Below are 18,241 nucleotides of genomic sequence, written 5' to 3'. Positions count from 1 at the left end.
CCGCCACGACCACGACACCTGACATGAATCGACTGGCCGAGCGCTTCCACAACGCCACCTTCAAACAGCAGATCGCGCTGACGGTCACGGCCGGCGTCTTCGTGCTGGCCTTCCTCGCTTCGCTGGCAAGCACGCTCCACAGCTCCACGCAGACCCGCCAGACCCTGCTGCGCCAGGGTGCCGGCATCGCCGAGCGCCTGGCAGAACAAAGTCGCCTTGCCCTGCTCGTGGGCTCGGCCGAGAACATCGCGGAAGCGGTGTCGACCACCTACTCCTTCCCCGACGTCATGCTGGTGGAAATTGTGGACGAGCAGGGCCGCAGCCTGCTGAGCAAGGCCCGCCCCGGCGTCAGCTGGTCGGCGCCAGCCAGCCAGGGAACGCCGACGGAATTCGACAACAAGGTCGTGCTGGCCTTCGAGAACGAAAGCAGCTGGGGGCTGCAGGCCGCCGTGGCGATGGACAACGGTGCCGACGGCAATCCCTTCGAACTCGCCGACCCGTCGAAGAAATCCCTAGGCAGCGTACGCATCGTGTTGAGCAAGGACTCGCTCACCGCCCTGCGCGACAACATCTTCATCACCAACCTGATCGTCGCGGTGGTGTTCGCGCTCGCCTTCCTGATCATCATCCGCATGCTGACGGAACGCCTGACCCGACCGGTCGCCCAGCTTTCCGCCAACATGCATCGCGCGGAGCTAGGCGAGCGCGACGTGCGCGCCGACGTACGCGGCGCGCGCGACATCGCCGACATGTCGCGCGCCTTCAACAGCATGATGAGCGTGCTGGAAGAGCGTGAGCAGCAGCTGATTGCATCGCGCGACATGGCCGTCGCCTTCGCGGCCATGAAGGCGCAGTTCGCATCGACCGTCAGCCACGAGATCCGCACGCCGCTCAATGGCGTGATCGGCACGCTGGACATGCTGATCGCCTCCCGCCTGCCGCAGCACCAGCACCAGCTCACCGAACTGGCCTGGTCGTCCGCCCGCTACCTGCTGGAACTGGTGAACGACGTCCTGGATTTCTCGAAGCTGGAAGCCGGCAAATTGCAGCTGGCCCAGCACCCGGTGGACCTCGTCCAGGTGGTGGAAGAGGTGCTGGACACCTTGGCGCCGCAGGCTTTCCGCAAGGGCCTGGACCTGGGTTACGCGCCGGACGGCGCACTGGACGCGAGGGTCGTGGGCGATGCACGGCGCCTGCGCCAGGTGCTCACCAACATCGTCGGCAACGCCGTGAAGTTCACCGACCATGGCAGCGTCTCGGTCCTGTTGCAGATCGGTCGGGTTGCCAACGATCACTGCGCCGTCCGCATCGAAGTGCGCGATACCGGCCCCGGCATCGCACCCGCGACGCAGCAGCGCATCTTCGATTCTTTCACCCAGGGCGACAGTCTTGCCTCCCGCCGGCATGAAGGCAGTGGGCTGGGGCTGGCCATCTGCCGCCAGCTCGTCGACCTGATGGGTGGCACGCTGGGCGTCGACAGCCAGCAAGGCGCGGGGAGCTGCTTCTGGCTGGAGCTGGCCCTGCCCGTCGCCACGTCCAGCGCATCGACCTTGCCATCGGCCACGAAGCGCGCCCTGCTGGTGAACGACAGTCCCGTCAACCAGGCCTTCTGCCGCGCGTGGCTGCCGTATCTCGGCTACAGCTGCCACATCTGTGCGAACGCCACCCAGGCACAGCAGCAGTTGATCGATGCCCATGAGCAGGGTCAGCCCTGGGACACCGTGCTCTTCGATCTCGACATGCCTGCGAGCAGCACCGTCCAGTTGCTCACCCTGCGCGCCACCTATCCGCAGGCGGCACTACGCTGGGTAGCGCTCGCGCAACCGATGCGCACCTCGCCGGGCAACATGGAAGGCGCCAGCGACTGGGATGCGGTGATCGCCAAGCCCCTGCGCTTCCAGCGCCTCAGGAACGGCCTGACCACGCAGGCGGAGCGGCTGGCAGCACAACCGCCGCTGTTGCCCAGCACCGGCGGACGCTTCGCGGATCTGCGGGTACTGGTCATCGAAGACCATCGCAGCAACCAGATCGTCATGCACACCATGCTGGGGATGCTCGGCGTGCGCTGCGAGGTCGCCGGTGACGGCCGCGCCGCGCTGGCCGCTGTAGAGCGCCAGTCCTGGGACATCGTGTTGCTCGATTGCCAGATGCCCGGCATGGACGGCTACCAGATCGCCAGGACCATCCGCGCGATGGAACAAGCCAGCGGTGCCCGCGTCCCCATCGTCGCGATCAGCGCCAACGTGGCCGAGGAAGATATCCGCAAGTGCCTGGACGCCGGCATGGATGCGCACCTCGCCAAGCCGATCACGCTCGACGCACTGCGCGCCACCCTGCTGCACTGGTTGCCGCAACGCAATCTCGGCGATGCGCTGCACAGCCGCTCGACGGCCACCGTGCTCGCCGGCGACGCCAGCATCGACTCCAACGTCATCGGCCGCATGCAGGACGCGCTGGGCGGCGCGCTGAACGAAGCCATCGAACCCTTCCTGGAAGACACCCGCGACGGTCTGCCCAAGCTGCGCGAAGCCCTGCAAAGCCAGGACTTCGATGCCCTGAGCCAGCATGCCCATCGCATCAAGGGCGCTGCCGGCAATCTGGGCGTGCTCCGGCTGGCCGACTCGATCCGCGAAGTCGAGGCGCATGCCCGTCACCTGCCGGTCGACCAGGCGCTGGCGCTGCTCGACCGCGTCGACGGTGAGTTCGCCCAGGCGGAGCTGACCCTGAAGGAACTGCTGGTCGCCACCCCGCAGGCCATTGCCAGCCGCCACGCCGAATCCGCCCGCGTGATGGTGGTGGACGACGACCGCAGCACCCGCAACGCCTTGCGCTATGCCCTGCAGCTCAATGGCATCGTGGTGGATGAAGCCGAGAACGGCCGCGCCGCACTGGAAGTGCTGGAACGCGTGACGCCGGACCTGGTGCTGATGGATGCCATGATGCCGGAGATGGATGGCATCGCCGCCTGTGCCGTCATCAAGAGCCTGCCGCATGGCCGGGACATGCCGGTGCTGATGATCACCGCGCTGGACGACCGTCACTCGGTGGAACGCGCGTTCGCGGCCGGTGCCAGCGACTACATCACCAAGCCGCTGCACTTCAATGTCGTCGTCCAGCGCGTCCGCCGCAGCATCGAGGCGGTGCGGGCCGAGCGGCATGTGCGCCACCTCGCCTACAACGATCCGCTGACCGGCCTGCCCAACCGCACCCTTTTCGTCGAGCGCCTGAAGCAGCGCATCGATTACAGCCGCCGCCAGCAGAGCATGCTGGCCGTGCTGTTCCTCGATCTCGACCGCTTCAAGTTCGTCAACGATTCACTCGGCCACGAAAGTGGCGACCGCCTGCTGTCGTCGGTGGCCCAGCGCATCAAGAATTGCGTGCGCAACAGCGACGGTGTCGCGCGCCTCGGTGGCGACGAGTTCACGGTGCTGCTCGACGATCTGCCTAGCGTGCAGGCCGCAGCCGCGGCCGCCCAGAAGATCGCCAGCGAACTGGCGGAACCCTTCCACATCGACGACCACGAAGTCTTCGTGTCCGCCAGCGTGGGCATTGCCGCCTATCCGCAGGACGGCGAAGACGTCAGCACCCTGTTGCGGCACGCGGACTCGGCGATGTACCACGCCAAGCGCAGCAACCAGGGCTTCGCCTTCTACGAGGCCGGCATGGGCGCCCGCGCAGGTGACCACCTGCGACTTGAAAACGCCCTGCGTCGCGCCATCGAACGCAACGAACTGGCCCTGCATTACCAGCCGCAGGTCGACGGCACCGGCCGCCTGTACTGCGCCGAGGCCCTGTTGCGCTGGCAGCACCCCACCCACGGCCGGATCTCGCCGCTGGAGTTCATTCCGCTGGCGGAAGAAACCGGGCTCATCGTCCCGATCGGCAACTGGGTGCTGCACGAGGCCTGCGCGCAGCTACGCCAGTGGATCGAAGCCGGCCATCGCGAGGTCCGCGTCGCCATCAACCTGTCCAGTGCGCAGTTGCGGGAGTCGAGCTTCATCGCCCAGGTCGAGCATGCGCTGCGCGACAACGGGTTGTCGCCGCGTCACCTGATCTTCGAGATCACCGAGAGCGTGTGGATGGAGCAGGCCGGCGAGGCCGTTTCCATGCTGCACCAGTTGCGCGACATGGGCATCGAGCTGGCGATCGATGATTTCGGCACCGGCTACTCCTCGCTGAGCTACCTCAAGCGGCTGCCGGTCGACGTGCTGAAGATCGACAAGTCCTTCATCGACCACCTGGCGCAGAGCGAATCTGACAACGCCATCGTGCGGGGCATCGTCGCGCTGGCCCACACCCTCGACCTGCAGGTCGTCGCCGAAGGCGTGGAGTACCCCGAACAGCGCGAGCGCCTGGCGGAGATGAACTGCGACTACATCCAGGGCTATCACATCAGCCCACCACTGGCAGCGGAAGACTTCGCTGCCAGGGTGTTGCCGCGGGAAAGCCTACTGCCGGAAAAATGACTCCAGGCGCTCGAAGACCTGATGGTCGGCGCCGTGCCGTGACACCTCCAGCACGTCCTCCAGCTTCTCCACCTGTTTGACCATCTGCGCCAGACGCGCATCTTCGCGCACAAGCAGCCAGATGCGGCTGTGCCGGCCACCTTCCATCGGCATGCACAGTATGCCCTCCACGTTGAAGGCACGACGCGCGAACAGCCCGGCCACGTGCGACATCACACCCGGATGGTTGTTGACGGTCAGTTCAAGCACCGCCTTCTGGAAGCCGGTTTCGGCAAAACCTTCGCGTGCGTTCATGTCAGCCTCCGATCATTTCGGTGTTGGCGGCACCGGGCGGCACCATGGGATAGACGCGCTGCTGCACGTCGATCGAGCAATGGATCAGGCAGGGGCCGGGCGTATGCAATGCATCAGCCAGCAGAGCCTTCGGGTCATCGCTTGCATCGAGGTCGACGCCGCGGATGCCGCATGCCTTCGCCAGTGCGACGAAATCGGTCGGGCGACGATAGCCCACGGCGTAGAAGCGTTCGCTGTAGAACATGCCCTGCTGCTGGTACACCATGCCCAGCGCCTGGTTGTCCATCAGCACGATCTTGATGTTGGCGCCCTCTTCTGCAGCCGTCGCCAGTTCCTGGATGTTCATCATGATGCTGCCGTCACCCGAGAAGCACACGACGGTGCGCTCGCGCTCCGCCAGGGCCGCACCGATCGCCGCCGGCATGCCGAAGCCCATCGTGCCCAGCCCGCCGGAAGTCAGCCACTGGCGTGGCCGACGCAGCGGATAGGCCTGGGCAACCCACATCTGGTGCTGGCCGACATCGGTGGTGATGGTGGCTTCGTCATCCAGTTGCTCGGCCACCACACGGATCAAGCCGTAATGGCTGCGCGGGTCATCGAGATCAGGCATCTGCAGCGGGTGCGCAGCCTTCAGTTCGGCCATGCGCGCCAGCCAGCTTTCGCGCAGCGTCACCTGCACCTGCGGAAGAAGAAGCTCCAGCACCTGTTTCACGTCACCACGGATGCCCACGTGAGCCTTCTTGATCTTATCGAGCTCCGACTCGTCGATGTCGATGTGGATGATGCCGGCGTCAGGGCAGAACTTCTCGGCCTTGCCGATCGCGCGATCGTCGAAGCGCGCGCCGACGACGATCAGCAGGTCGGCTTCGTTGAGCATGTAGTTCGTGAACCGCGCGCCGTGCATCCCCAGCATGCCCAGCGACAGCGGATGATCGGCAGGCAGCGTGCCCAGGCCCATCAAGGTCATGGTCGTGGGCAGGCTGGCCTGCTCTGCAAACATGATCGCCTGCGTCGTCGCGTTCGATGCCACCACGCCACCACCGAGGTAGAGCACTGGCCGCTCGGCCCGGTTGATCATGTCGGCGGCACGCGATATGGCCGCCGCGTCGAGCTCCGGCAGCGGATCGGCCTTACCCGGTGCAGGCAGCTCCGCGAGGTCGATCACCGCGTTCTGCACGTCCTTCGGAACGTCGATCCACACCGGGCCGGGGCGGCCGGATTCGGCGATGCGGAAGGCTTCCGGAATTACCGTGAGCAGTTCACGCACGTCGCGCACCAGCCAGTTGTGCTTGGTGACCGGGATCGACAGCCCATAGGTATCCACCTCCTGGAAGGCGTCGGTACCGATCATCGACAAGGGCACCTGCCCGGTGATGCAGACCAGCGGAATCGAATCCAGCTTGGCGTCCGCAATCGCGGTGACCAGGTTGGTGGCGCCCGGGCCGCTGGATGCGATGCAGACCGCCGCCCGGCCGGTCGCGCGGGCCATGCCCTGGGCGATGAAGCCCGCGCCCTGCTCGTGCCTGGCCAGCACGTGGTGGATCTTGCTCTGCGACAGAGCGTCGTAGAGCGGCAAGGCCGCCCCGCCGGGAATGCCGGCTACGGTGGTGATGCCCTGCTGCTCTAGCAACCGGACGATCAACTGTGCGCCTGAGTACTGCATGGGTAGTGCCTCCAAGTCTTGTCCGGATGGCCCGGACTACGCATTTGCTTGCGCGGCGGAGGCTGGAAAAGAAAAACCCCCGTCCGGCACGCCGGCGGGGGTTGAAATCCTTGAGTCCGATTTCTCCCCGTTACGGCGCGTTGCCGCCTACGCCTACTACTACGCGTACGACTACGGCGAGCGCCTTGTGGGCGATCGGGGCAGCGGAGACGGAGTAACGGACGGAGTTCACGGGTAAAAGCAGACAGAAGTGAGAAACGCCCTCGCATTGAAGCACAAGGGCACGGCCGGCTCAAGTACCGGCTTTCCCGGAGCAACGGCGATTTACATGGCCAGTTTGAGGAAATGATCGCGGTAGTGGCGCAGTTCCTCGATGGACTCCTGGATGTCGGCCAGGGCCGTGTGTGCGCCTTTCTTGCTCACACCCTTGAAAACATCCGGGTTCCAGCGTCGCGCCAGTTCCTTGACGGTGGAGACATCGAGGTTGCGGTAGTGGAACCAGTCTTCGAGCACAGGCATTCCACGCGCCATGAAGCGGCGGTCCTGACATACCGAATTTCCGCACATGGGGCTGACGCGACGATCGACGTACTGCCGCATCCACTCAAGAAGCTGCGCCTGCGCGGCGGACTCATCCAGCGTGGAGGCCTTGACCCGGTCGATCAGTCCGGACTTGCCGTGGGTATTGCGGTTCCATTCGTCCATGCCGTCCAGCACGCTATCGGGCTGGTGCACAGCGACCTCGGGGCTTTGCGCCACGACATTCAGGTTGGCATCGGTGACGATCATCGCAACCTCGATGATGCGGTCCCGATCCGGATCCAGTCCGGTCATTTCCATGTCCACCCAGACGAGGTGATTCGGGTCCTGTGCCATAATTTTCCTCTTTCCATTCAGCGTGCGGCGGCGGATTGTCGCATGCGCATCCGTCGATGACAGCATCGCTCTTCGCCACCCTGTTCGTTCTTGCCGTCGCGCTCAGCGTCATCGTTCGCGTCTGGCTTGCACGCCGCCACCTGCGGCACGTTGCAGCCCATCGCGATGCCGTGCCCGCTGCCTTCGCCGACAGCATCGAGTTGAGCGCCCACCGCAAGTCGGCGGACTACACCGTCGCCAAGCTGAGGCTGGGTCTCGTGGAACTCGCCATCGGCACGGCCTGGCTGCTGTGGCTGACGGTCGGCGGTGGCCTGCAGGCGATGACCGAACTGGCCTCCGGGATCCACGCCAAGGCGGGCATCCTGGCCGGACTCCTGCTGTTCGGAATTCTCGCGATCGCCGGTTTCGTGATTGACCTGCCTTCGACGCTTTACCGCGTGTTCGGCCTGGAGGCGCGGTTCGGCTTCAATCGCATGACGCCTCGCCTGTTCATTGCCGACACGCTGAAGCAAGGCCTGCTGGCCGTGTTGATCGGTGCGCCGCTTCTCGCCGTCGTACTCTGGCTGATGACGGCCGCAGGTGAAAACTGGTGGGCCTGGGCCTGGGGGTTCTGGCTGAGCGTGAACCTCGCAGGCATGGTGATCTACCCCGTCTTCATCGCGCCGATGTTCAACAAGTTCGAACCACTCGCAGACGCCTCGCTTGCCGATCGCGTCAATGCGCTGCTGGTTCGCTGCGGCTTCCGTTCGAAGGGGCTGTTCGTGATGGACGGCTCCCGCCGGTCGGCGCATGGCAATGCCTACTTCACCGGCTTCGGTGCAGGCAAGCGCATCGTCTTCTTCGACACGCTGATCAAGTCGCTGCAGCCGTCGGAGATCGAAGCCGTGCTGGCGCATGAACTCGGACATTTCCGCCATCGCCACCTGTGGCAACGCCTGGGCATCGTCGCCCTGCTGTCCTTCGCCCTGCTGGCGCTGTTGGGCTGGCTGAGCCAGCAGATATGGTTCTACAACGGGCTGGGGCTGGACGAACCGAGCCCCGCCGGAGCGCTCATCCTGTTCTCGCTGGCGCTGCCGGTTCTGCTGTTTCCGTTCAGCCCGTTGATGAGCATGTGGTCACGCAAGCACGAGTTCGAAGCCGACGCCTACGCCGCCAGCCACGCGAACGCCCGCGACCTCGTCAGCGCCCTGGTCAAGCTTTACCGGGACAATGCCAGCACGCTGACACCGGACCCGCTCTACTCGCTTTTCTACGACTCCCATCCGCCCGCAGCCATCCGCATAGCCCGACTGCAAGCCACATGAGCACCTTGCGCGGCACGGTCGTGGCCGCTTTCGGTCGGCAGTACGAAGTCCTTGGACAAGATGGCGAGACGCGCCTGTGTTTTCCCCGCGCCAAGAAAAGTGTCATCGCCTGTGGCGATCACGTGCAGGTCGCGGAGACAGCGCCTGGCCAAGGCGTCATCGAGAAGCTGATCGAACGTGACAGCCTGCTGTACCGGGCCGACGCGTTCAAGGAAAAGCTGATCGCCGCCAATGTTACGCAGGTCGTCATCGTCACCGCGACCGCACCCGGGTTCAGCGATGAGTTGATCAGTCGCTGCATTTGCGCATCTGAATCGCAGGGCCTGCAGGCGCTGATCCTCCTCAACAAGTGCGATCTCAGCGAGCGGCTGGCGGAAGCCCGTCACCAGCTGGAACCGTTCGCCGCGCTTGCCTATCCGGTCCTCGAACTATCCGCCAGACAAGGCGACATCGCAGTCCTGCGCGATCATCTGCATGGTCATACCTCACTCTTCGTCGGGCAGTCGGGCATGGGCAAGTCGACCCTGACTAATGCACTGATTCCCGACGCGGGCGCCGACACGCGCGAAATCTCGACAGCGCTCGACAGCGGCAAGCACACGACCACGCATGCCCGTCTTTACCAACTGGACGCTGATAGCCGTCTGATCGACAGCCCGGGGCTGCAAGCCTTTGGCCTGGCGCACCTGGCCCGCGAAGAGATCGAACGCGGTTTTCGCGAGTTGCGCCCGCTGCTCGGCCAGTGTCGTTTCCGCGACTGCTGGCACGACAACGAACCGGGCTGCGTCGTGCGCACTGCGTACGAGAACGGCGACATCCACGCCCGGCGTTTCGGCGTCCTGCGCAAACTGCTCGACGAGCACCGCGCACTGCCTCGCTACTGAACACAAAAGCAGAACGCCACCCGGAGGTGGCGTTCTGTGTAAGGCGGGACGCTCTGCTTACTCTGCGGGGATCTCTTCGGACACCACGGGCGCAGCGTTGATCTTGACTCCCAGCTTGTCACGCAGTGCGCTGATGTAAGCGCGCGAATCGAGCTCGCCGGCGAGTCGGGTATAAGCCGCACCCGTGCCTTCGAAGCGCGGATCGTTGGCCGCGACCACCGGCTTGCTGACACGGTCGATGCGGTACAGGGAATAGCCGCCCACCGGGGAAGCAACACCGACATAGGCAGGCAGCTTGTCCGAAGGCGCACCGAACACCGCCTTCTGCGCTTCGGGCATCAAGCCGGCGCCACGCTTCAGCTTGTTGCTGGCACCCCAGCCCAGGCTCAGCTTCTCACCCTTTGCCAATTGCGCCAGCTTTGCCTCGCCATCGGCCTTGGCCAGCTTGGTGGCTTCGTCGGCAACCAGCCGGCTCTCGATCAAGGGCTTGGCCTGTTCGAAGGGCCGCAACTCAGCCGCCTTGTGCTCGGTTACGCGGGCCGACACGAGGGTACCGGCACCGACGTCGACGGCCTCGGTATTGCGCTGGTCCTTGATGTTGTCGGCATTGAAGATCGCGCCTTGCAATTTGGCGTTGCCGAGAATGCCGGGCGGGACCTGGCCTTTGCTCAGCCACTCCGACTTCTGGATCGCCAGGCCCAGCTTGTCGGCTGCCGGCTTCAGGCTGTCGGATTGCTCATACACGAGATTGGTGAACTGTTCGGCGGCCTCGCTGTAGCGCTTGCTGCCCGCCTGGCGGGTCAGTTCATCGACGATCTCGGCACGCGCCGCCTCGAAGGGCTTGGCCGTTCCGCCACGCACGTCTGTGAGCTGGATGATGTGATAGCCGAAGTCGGACTCGACGATGCCGCTGATCTCACCCTTCTTCAGTTCGAAAGTGGCGTCCTCGAAAGGCTTGACCATCGCGCCGCGCGCGAAGAAGCCCAGATCACCATTGTTCGCCGCGCTGCTCGGATCCTGCGATGCAGTCTTGGCGAGCTTGCCGAAGTCAGCCGGATTGGCACGAACCTGCGCAAGCACCTCTTCGGCCTTCTTGCGGGCCGCATCGCGGACATCCTTGGGCGCGCCACGATCAGCCGTGATCAGGATATGACTGGCACGACGCTCTTCCGCCTCGCGATAGCGGGCGGCATTGTCGCTGTACCACTTGCGCGCTTCTTCATCGCTAACCTTCACCTGCTTGGCAAGGTCTTCGGCAGACAGCGCAACGTACTCGACCTTGACCTGCTCGGGCACTTCGAACTCGGCCCGATTGGCGTCGTAGTACTTTTGAGCCGCGTCATCGGCCAGCTTGACCTTCGCCTCGAAGGGCTTGGCATCGATATGCAGCTCGGCCACTTCGCGCTCTTCATCCTGCAGTGCGATCCAGCGCTCCAGGACGCTGCGCGGCGCACGCGCACTCTGCACGATGGGGCCCAGCAGCATCTGTTCCGCCAGACCGACCCGGACGCGCTCCTCGAATGCGGTCTCGGTCATGCCACGCGCGCGCAACTCGGCCGAATACTTCTCGCGGGAGAACTTGCCTTCGTCGTTCTTGAATTCCTGGAAATTCAGGATCGTGTCGCGCACCAGTGCATCGGGCACCAGCAGACGGGCGCTCTTGACCTTGTTGTCCACCGCGCGCTCGTTGATCAGGCGATCCAGCACGCCCGTACGGAAAGCCGTGCTCTGCGCGATTTCAGCCGCGGCCGGACCGTATTGCTCGCGCAATTGCTCCTGCTGGCGACTCAGCGCGTCTTTGAGTTCAGCCTCGCTGATTTCGGCCTTGCCGACCGTCGCCGCTACGCCGCCTGCCGTACTCGACAGGTTGGTATAGGACTCTAGACCCCACAGCGCGAAAGGAATCGTGATCAGGGCAAGAAAGATCTGGACGATCTTCTTGTTGTTGCGGACGGCGTCGAACATGACAGATCAATCGGTAAGCGTTGGATACAAAAAAGGCGAACTTCCGTTCGCCTTCCTCGCTACTACTGGCGGAGTGGACGGGACTCGAACCCGCGACCCCCGGCGTGACAGGCCGGTATTCTAACCGACTGAACTACCACTCCTCGGTTGTGTTCGTGCCGCCTGCCAGGCGACACGGGGTAAAACTCATGCTTGGTGGGTGCTGAGGGGATCGAACCCCCGACATTCGCCTTGTAAGGGCGACGCTCTACCAGCTGAGCTAAGCACCCACGCTTGGCGACAACACGGCCACCAAAGGCGCATTAGTTTACAGCATCTTTGAGCGCTTTGCCAGGACGGAACTTGGGAACCTTGGCAGCCTTGATCTTGATCGTGGCGCCGGTGCGGGGATTGCGGCCAGTGCGCGCTGCGCGCTTGCCCACCGAAAAGGTACCGAAACCGACCAAGGTAACGTCGTTGCCCTTCTTGAGCGATTGCTTGATGGCAGCCACAGCCGAATCCAGTGCACGGCCCGCAGCCGCCTTGGAGATGTCAGCCTGCTTGGCGATAACTTCAATCAGTTCGGATTTGTTCACGGAAACCCCCTCTGTGATTATCAGGTCATGGACAGACAACGGGAACGACTGGCTACGCAACACGCCTCGACGCACGATGCCATGCTGCATTGAAGACTGCCTCGGAACTTATAACAAGGCCAAAATCCTTGTGTCAAGCGGCTTTGCAGCGAATCGGACCTGCACAAAGATGGCTCACAAATGCATAAAAAAAGGCAGTCCGTTCAGGACTGCCTTTCCCGTCTCATGCAAATTGCATCGGGCTCAATGCGTCACGACGGTTCCCGGCGTACCCGCGTCGCCCGAAGCGACTGCCACGGCAGGCGCCTCCTCTTTGTCGGGCAATGCCTCTGGCTGACGCTCCAGCGCACGCTCCAGCACCTGATCGAACCATTTCACCGGGACGATCTCGATACGGTCCTTGATGTCTTCAGGCAGCTCGCTCAGATCCTTGACGTTTTCCTCCGGGATCAGCGCGGTGCGAATGCCACCACGAACCGCAGCAAGCAGTTTTTCCTTCAGCCCGCCGATTGCCAGGACCTCGCCACGCAGGGTGATTTCACCCGTCATCGCAACATCGGCACGCACCGGAATACCCGTCAGCACTGAAGTCAGCGCTGTCGCGATGGCGATGCCGGCAGACGGACCGTCCTTCGGTGTCGCGCCTTCCGGCAAGTGGATATGGATGTCGCTCTTCTCGTAGAACCCGTCCTGGATACCCAGCTGCCGCGCGCGCTTGCGCACGACCGACAGCGCGGCCTGGATGGACTCCTGCATGACTTCACCCAGCTTGCCGGTGGTCATGATCTTGCCCTTGCCGGGCAACACCACCGATTCGATGGTCAGCAGCTCGCCACCCACTTCGGTCCACGCCAGACCTGTCACCTGGCCGACCTGGTTTTCCTTCTCCGCTACGCCGAAGCTGTAGCGGCGCACTCCCAGGTACTTCTCCAGGTTCTTGGCGTTCACCACGATCTTGCTGGAACGCTTGCGCAGCACGAGCCCCTTGATGACCTTGCGGCACACCTTGGAGACTTCACGCTCCAGGCTACGCACGCCGGCTTCGCGGGTGTAGTAGCGGATCATGTCGCGCAGCGCGTCCTCGGTGACCGACAACTCGGTGGTCTTGAGACCGTTGTTCTTCATCTGCTTCGGCAGCAGATAGCGCTGGGCGATGTTGACCTTCTCCTCTTCCGTGTAACCGGACAGGCGGATGATCTCCATGCGGTCGAGCAGCGGCGCCGGGATGTTCAGCGAGTTGGCCGTGGCCACGAACATCACATCGGACAGGTCGTATTCGACTTCCACGTAGTGGTCGACGAAGGTCGCGTTCTGCTCCGGATCCAGCACTTCCAGCAATGCGGAACTCGGGTCGCCGCGGAAATCCATGCCCATCTTGTCGACTTCGTCGAGCAGGAAAAGCGGATTGCGCACCTGCACCTTGGTCATGTTCTGCAGGATCTTGCCCGGCATCGAACCGATGTAGGTACGGCGGTGACCACGGATCTCCGCTTCATCACGCACGCCGCCCAGCGACATGCGCACGAATTTGCGGTTCGTCGCCTTGGCGATCGACTGGCCGAGCGAGGTCTTGCCCACGCCGGGGGGGCCGACGAGGCACAGGATCGGCGCCTTCAACTTGTCGACGCGCTGTTGCACGGCGAGGTATTCGAGGATGCGTTCCTTGACCTTGTCGAGGCCGAAGTGATCCTTGTCCAGCACCTTCTGGGCTTCGCCCAGATCCTTGCTGATGCGGGACTTCTTCTTCCACGGCAGGCCGGTCAGCGTCTCGATGAAATTGCGGACCACGGTGGCTTCGGCCGACATCGGCGACATCAGGCGCAGCTTCTTCAGCTCGGCCTGGGCCTTGGCGGTCGCTTCCTTCGACATGCCGGCGGTCTTGATCTTTTTGTCGAGTTCTTCCAGATCGGCGCCGTCTTCGCCTTCGCCGAGTTCCTTCTGGATCGCCTTGACCTGTTCGTTGAGGTAGTACTCGCGCTGGCTCTTCTCCATCTGGCGCTTGACGCGACCGCGGATGCGCTTTTCCACCTGCAGGATATCCAGCTCGGTCTCGAGCTGGGCCAGCAGCTTCTCAAGCCGCTGGCCGATGTCGAACAGTTCCAGCACTGCTTGTTTCTGTTCAAGCTTCAACGGCAGGTGCGCAGCGATGGTGTCGGCCAGGCGCCCGGCTTCGTCGATCCCCGCCAGCGAAGTGAGGATCTCCGGCGGAATCTTCTTGTTGAGCTTCACGTACTGGTCGAACTGGCTGATGATCGCGCGACGCATCGCTTCGATCTCGTGCGTACCCATCTCGGCACCGGGGATCGGCGTCACACGGGCGACGAACACCGTACGCTGGTCCTCGACCTGCTCCACGCGGGCGCGCTGGGTACCTTCAACCAGCACCTTAACGGTGCCATCCGGCAGCTTCAGCATCTGCAGGATGTTGGCAATACAGCCGATGTCGTAGAGGTCATCGGCGCTGGGCTCGTCCTTGGCGGCAGACTTCTGCGCCACCAGCAGGATGCTCTTGCCGGACTCCATGGAAGTTTCGAGGGCCTTGATCGACTTGGGGCGGCCCACGAACAGCGGAATGACCATGTGCGGGAACACCACCACATCCCGCAGCGGGAGCAGTGCGAGTTCTATGGTCTCAGGGGGGAGCTCGGGCTTGTTCGACATGTTGGTTCCTTCGAAAGGTACCCCCAGCATATGGGGGCTACGAAGGACGATTCAAGCTTCGTGCCTGAACCGCCCCATTTGAACCGATCAGTTGGAACCTGACACCTTGGGCTGATCGGCGTAAATAAGGATCGGCTTGCCGTTACCTTCGATCGCGCTGTCGTCCACGACCACTTTTTCCACGTTCTCGAGGCTGGGCAACTCGTACATGATGTCCAGCAGCGTGCCTTCAAGAATGGAGCGCAGACCGCGCGCGCCCGTCTTGCGCTTGATCGCCTTGCGGGCAACCGCATGCAGCGCCGCCGGACGGATGTCCAGTTCGACGCCTTCCATCGCAAAGAGTTTCTGGTACTGCTTGACCAGCGCGTTCTTCGGCTCGATGAGGATTTCGATCAAAGCCTCCTCGTCCAGCTCGTGCAGGGTGGCGACGACCGGCAGACGGCCGATGAATTCCGGGATCAGGCCGTAGCGCACCAGATCTTCCGGCTCCACCTGTTGCAGGGCTTCGGACACCGCGACTTCGCTGCGGCTGCGCACTTCGGCGCCAAAACCGATGCCGACCTGCTCCGTCCGGTTGCGGATGACCTTCTCCAGCCCGTCGAAGGCGCCGCCGCAGATGAACAGGATGTTGGTCGTGTCGACCTGGACGAAATCCTGGTTCGGATGCTTGCGGCCACCTTGCGGCGGCACCGAGGCAATCGTGCCCTCGATGAGCTTCAGCAATGCCTGTTGCACGCCTTCGCCGGAGACGTCGCGCGTGATGGAGGGGTTGTCCGACTTGCGCGAGATCTTGTCGATCTCGTCGATATAGACGATGCCCTGCTGCGCGCGCTCCACGTCATAGTCGCACTTCTGCAACAGCTTCTGGATGATGTTCTCGACGTCCTCGCCGACATAGCCGGCTTCGGTCAGGGTCGTGGCATCGGCCATCACGAAGGGCACGTTCAGCAGGCGGGCCAGGGTCTGGGCCAGCAGCGTCTTGCCGGAACCGGTCGGTCCGATCAGCAGGATGTTGCTCTTGGCCAGCTCGACCTCGTCGGTCTTGCCAATGTGGCGCAGGCGCTTGTAATGGTTGTACACCGCCACCGCAAGAATGCGCTTGGCAGCCACCTGGCCGATCACATACTGGTCGAGCAGCTCGCCGATCTCACGTGGCGTGGGCAGGTCGCCCTTGTCCATGCGGGTGGCGGTATCGCTGCCGATCTCGTCGCGGATGATGTCGTTGCACAGCTCGATGCATTCATCGCAGATGAATACCGAAGGACCCGCAATCAGCTTGCGGACCTCATGCTGGCTCTTGCCGCAGAACGAGCAGTAAAGGAGCTTTTCGCCGCTCCCGGCCTTCTTGTCAGTCATCTTGCCGCCCTCTTTACCGCGGTGTATCCGTGTGCTCAGCCAGCCGCTGCTTCGGACCGGCTTGCCAGCACCTTGTCAACGATGCCGTATTCCATTGCGTCCTTGGCGGACATGAAGTTGTCGCGATCGGTATCGCGCTCGATCCGGTCCACCGGTTGTCCGGTGTGATGCGCCAGCATGTCATTGAGCTTGCCACGCAGGGTCAGGATTTCGCGGGCATGGATCTCGATGTCCGACGCCTGCCCCTGGAAGCCGCCCAGTGGCTGGTGGATCATCACGCGGGAATTCGGCAGCGAGAACCGCTTGCCCTTCGCGCCCGCCGCGAGCAGGAAGGCCCCCATGCTGGCGGCCTGTCCCACGCACAACGTGCTGACGTCCGGCTTGATGAACTGCATGGTGTCGTAGATCGCCATGCCGGCGGTCACCGACCCGCCAGGTGAATTGATATAGAAGTAGATGTCCTTGTCCGGATTCTCGGACTCCAGGAACAGCAGCTGCGCCACGATCAGGTTGGCCGTGTCATCGGTTACCGGGCCGACCAGGAACACCACCCGCTCTTTGAGCAGGCGCGAGTAGATATCGTAGGCGCGTTCACCGCGACCACTCTGTTCGACCACCATCGGCACGAGGCCGAGACCCACCGGCGTATTGCCGGACCCGAAGAAGTGTTGGCTCATCTGCTGTTCCGAAAGTCTCCAAATCAAGCCTGGGCGTTGCCCATCAGCTCATCGAACGACACCACTTTATCGCTGGCCTTGGCACGGCTCAATACCCATGCGACGACGTTTTCTTCGACCACCAGGTCTTCGACACCGGACAGACGATCGCGTTGCGAATAGAACCACTTCACGAATTCGGCCGGTTGTTCATAGCTTTGCGCCATTTCCTGCACGCGTTCGCGGACCTGTTCCGGCTTCGCCTGCAGATCGTTGTCCTTCACCATTTCGGCAACAATCAGTCCAAGCTTTACCCGACGGATGGCCTGTTCGGTAAACCAGCCAGCCTCGACCGGCACATTCTTGGCATCAATGCCACGCTGCACCAGATCCTGGCGAGCAGCTTCGGCCATGCGCTGGGCTTCGGCATCGATCAGCGCCTTCGGCACGTCGAAGGCGGTCGCGTCGATCAGGGCATCCAGCACCTGGTCGCGCACGCGCACCTGCACGCGACGCTTGGCTTCACGCTCGAGGTTGGTCTTCACTTCCTCACGCATGCGGGCGATGTCACCATCGGCAATGCCCAGGGTCTTGGCGAAGGCGGCGTCCACTTCCGGCAGCACGGCAGCTTCGACGCGCTTGACGGTGATTTCGAACTGCACGGTTTTACCGGCCAGGTCAGCGGCCTGGTACTCAGCCGGGAAGGTCAGGTCAAACTGACGGGTTTCACCCGCCTTGGCACCGTGGAGCTGCACATCGAATTCCGGCAGCATCTGGCCACCACCCACGACCACCGGGAAATCGGTCGCCTGGCCACCATCGAACACCACGCCGTCCTTGCGGCCCGTGAAATCGATCACGATGCGGTCTTCAGGTTGCGAAGCACGATCCACCGCTTCGAAGGTCGCGCGCTGCTTGCGCAGCACTTCCAGGGTGCGGTCGACTTCGGCTTCGCCGATCTCCAGCACCGGGCGCTCGATTTCCTTGGCGGACAGGTCGCCCAGCTTCACTTCCGGATAGACCTCGAACGTGGCCGAGAACGCCAGGGTTCCTTCAGCGCTGGCGTCAGCCGGCTGGATGTCGGGATAGCCGGCAACGCGCAGGTTCTGCTCGCGCACCTTCTCGCCAAACACGCGCTCGACGGCGGCACCGATGGCTTCGGAGCGGACTTGCGGACCGTAGGTCTGCTCGACGATCTTCAGCGGCACCTTGCCCGGACGGAACCCGTGCATCTTGACGGTACGTGCCAGCTTCTTCAGGCGAGACTCGACATCCTTCTCGACATCGGCCATCGAAACGGCCATATCGATGCGGCGCGCCAGGGCGCCCTGCGTCACTTCGTTGGTTTGCATGAGAATTCCTATTGAAAAACGGGCAGGGATCGCGCCGGCAACCTTCCGCCGCCGCGCCCCTCTGGGTTGGACGCAGGGCTGCGCGGTTGGCTGGCCAACGGCAGCACCCCTGGCAACACAAAGACGAAACGCGGCGATTTTAGCAGAAACCCCCGGCCCGGCGCCCGCTGACGCTGCGCTACACTCGAC

The 18,241-nt window shown here is 63.4% G+C and carries 12 protein-coding genes and 2 tRNA genes; 3 read left to right on the top strand and 11 right to left on the bottom strand.

Annotation, left to right across the window (positions count from 1 at the left end):
* Positions 1 to 23: 23 nt before the first annotated feature.
* Positions 24 to 4,466: an EAL domain-containing protein gene (locus VVD47_RS01770; protein ID WP_327601678.1), complete on the top strand. Its 4,443-nt coding sequence runs from the start codon at positions 24 to 26 to the stop codon at positions 4,464 to 4,466.
* Here VVD47_RS01770 and ilvN read toward each other — a convergent pair.
* From ilvN to orn, 3 genes are all read right to left on the bottom strand, one after another.
* Positions 4,449 to 4,760 carry an acetolactate synthase small subunit gene (gene ilvN / locus VVD47_RS01765; protein ID WP_327601677.1) on the bottom strand — a complete coding sequence of 104 codons (312 nt, stop codon included), beginning with the start codon at positions 4,758 to 4,760 and terminating at the stop codon, positions 4,449 to 4,451. The genes VVD47_RS01770 and ilvN overlap by 18 nt on opposite strands.
* Before the next feature lies 1 nt (position 4,761).
* Positions 4,762 to 6,423: an acetolactate synthase large subunit gene (gene ilvB, locus VVD47_RS01760; RefSeq protein ID WP_327601676.1), complete on the bottom strand. Its 1,662-nt coding sequence runs from the start codon at positions 6,421 to 6,423 to the stop codon at positions 4,762 to 4,764.
* A gap of 324 nt (positions 6,424 to 6,747) precedes the next feature.
* Complete coding sequence (gene orn, locus VVD47_RS01755) at positions 6,748 to 7,299, bottom strand: oligoribonuclease (RefSeq protein ID WP_327603168.1); 552 nt, start codon at positions 7,297 to 7,299, stop codon at positions 6,748 to 6,750.
* A gap of 56 nt (positions 7,300 to 7,355) precedes the next feature.
* Between orn and VVD47_RS01750 the strand changes: the two genes are divergently transcribed.
* Positions 7,356 to 8,603: a M48 family metallopeptidase gene (locus VVD47_RS01750; protein ID WP_327601675.1), complete on the top strand. Its 1,248-nt coding sequence runs from the start codon at positions 7,356 to 7,358 to the stop codon at positions 8,601 to 8,603.
* Entirely contained in the window at positions 8,600 to 9,487 is an 888-nt protein-coding gene (rsgA, locus tag VVD47_RS01745; RefSeq protein WP_327601674.1) for a ribosome small subunit-dependent GTPase A, read from the top strand. The genes VVD47_RS01750 and rsgA overlap by 4 nt, the downstream gene beginning before the upstream one ends.
* A gap of 57 nt (positions 9,488 to 9,544) precedes the next feature.
* Here the strand turns inward: rsgA and VVD47_RS01740 are convergent, their stop codons facing one another.
* From VVD47_RS01740 to tig, 8 genes are all read right to left on the bottom strand, one after another.
* A complete protein-coding gene (locus VVD47_RS01740) occupies positions 9,545 to 11,452 on the bottom strand; it encodes a SurA N-terminal domain-containing protein (protein ID WP_327601673.1) in 1,908 nt (635 codons plus the stop codon).
* 66 nt (positions 11,453 to 11,518) lie between these two features.
* A tRNA-Asp gene (locus VVD47_RS01735) sits at positions 11,519 to 11,595 on the bottom strand.
* A 50-nt stretch (positions 11,596 to 11,645) separates the two neighbouring features.
* Positions 11,646 to 11,721, bottom strand: a tRNA-Val gene (locus VVD47_RS01730).
* A gap of 33 nt (positions 11,722 to 11,754) precedes the next feature.
* Positions 11,755 to 12,027 carry an HU family DNA-binding protein gene (locus VVD47_RS01725; protein ID WP_327603167.1) on the bottom strand — a complete coding sequence of 91 codons (273 nt, stop codon included), beginning with the start codon at positions 12,025 to 12,027 and terminating at the stop codon, positions 11,755 to 11,757.
* Positions 12,028 to 12,270: 243 nt separating this feature from the next.
* The gene (gene lon, locus VVD47_RS01720; protein WP_327601672.1) at positions 12,271 to 14,688 is read right to left on the bottom strand and encodes an endopeptidase La; all 2,418 of its coding nucleotides are present in this window, start codon (positions 14,686 to 14,688) and stop codon (positions 12,271 to 12,273) included.
* An 87-nt stretch (positions 14,689 to 14,775) separates the two neighbouring features.
* Positions 14,776 to 16,044 (bottom strand): ATP-dependent Clp protease ATP-binding subunit ClpX, encoded by a 1,269-nt coding sequence (gene clpX, locus VVD47_RS01715; RefSeq protein WP_327601671.1) that lies wholly within the window; start codon positions 16,042 to 16,044, stop codon positions 14,776 to 14,778.
* Positions 16,045 to 16,079: 35 nt separating this feature from the next.
* Positions 16,080 to 16,721 (bottom strand): ATP-dependent Clp endopeptidase proteolytic subunit ClpP, encoded by a 642-nt coding sequence (clpP, locus tag VVD47_RS01710; protein ID WP_327601670.1) that lies wholly within the window; start codon positions 16,719 to 16,721, stop codon positions 16,080 to 16,082.
* 23 nt (positions 16,722 to 16,744) lie between these two features.
* On the bottom strand, positions 16,745 to 18,052 hold the full coding sequence (gene tig / locus VVD47_RS01705) for a trigger factor (protein WP_327603166.1): 1,308 nt from the start codon (positions 18,050 to 18,052) through the stop codon (positions 16,745 to 16,747).
* Between the last annotated feature and the right edge of the window lie 189 nt (positions 18,053 to 18,241).

Origin of the sequence: Uliginosibacterium sp. H1 (assembly GCF_036017065.1) — a bacterium.
Lineage (GTDB): Bacteria > Pseudomonadota > Gammaproteobacteria > Burkholderiales > Rhodocyclaceae > Uliginosibacterium.
The sequence above is the reverse complement of the archived record's forward strand: the minus strand, read 5'-3'. Positions and strand labels throughout refer to the sequence as shown.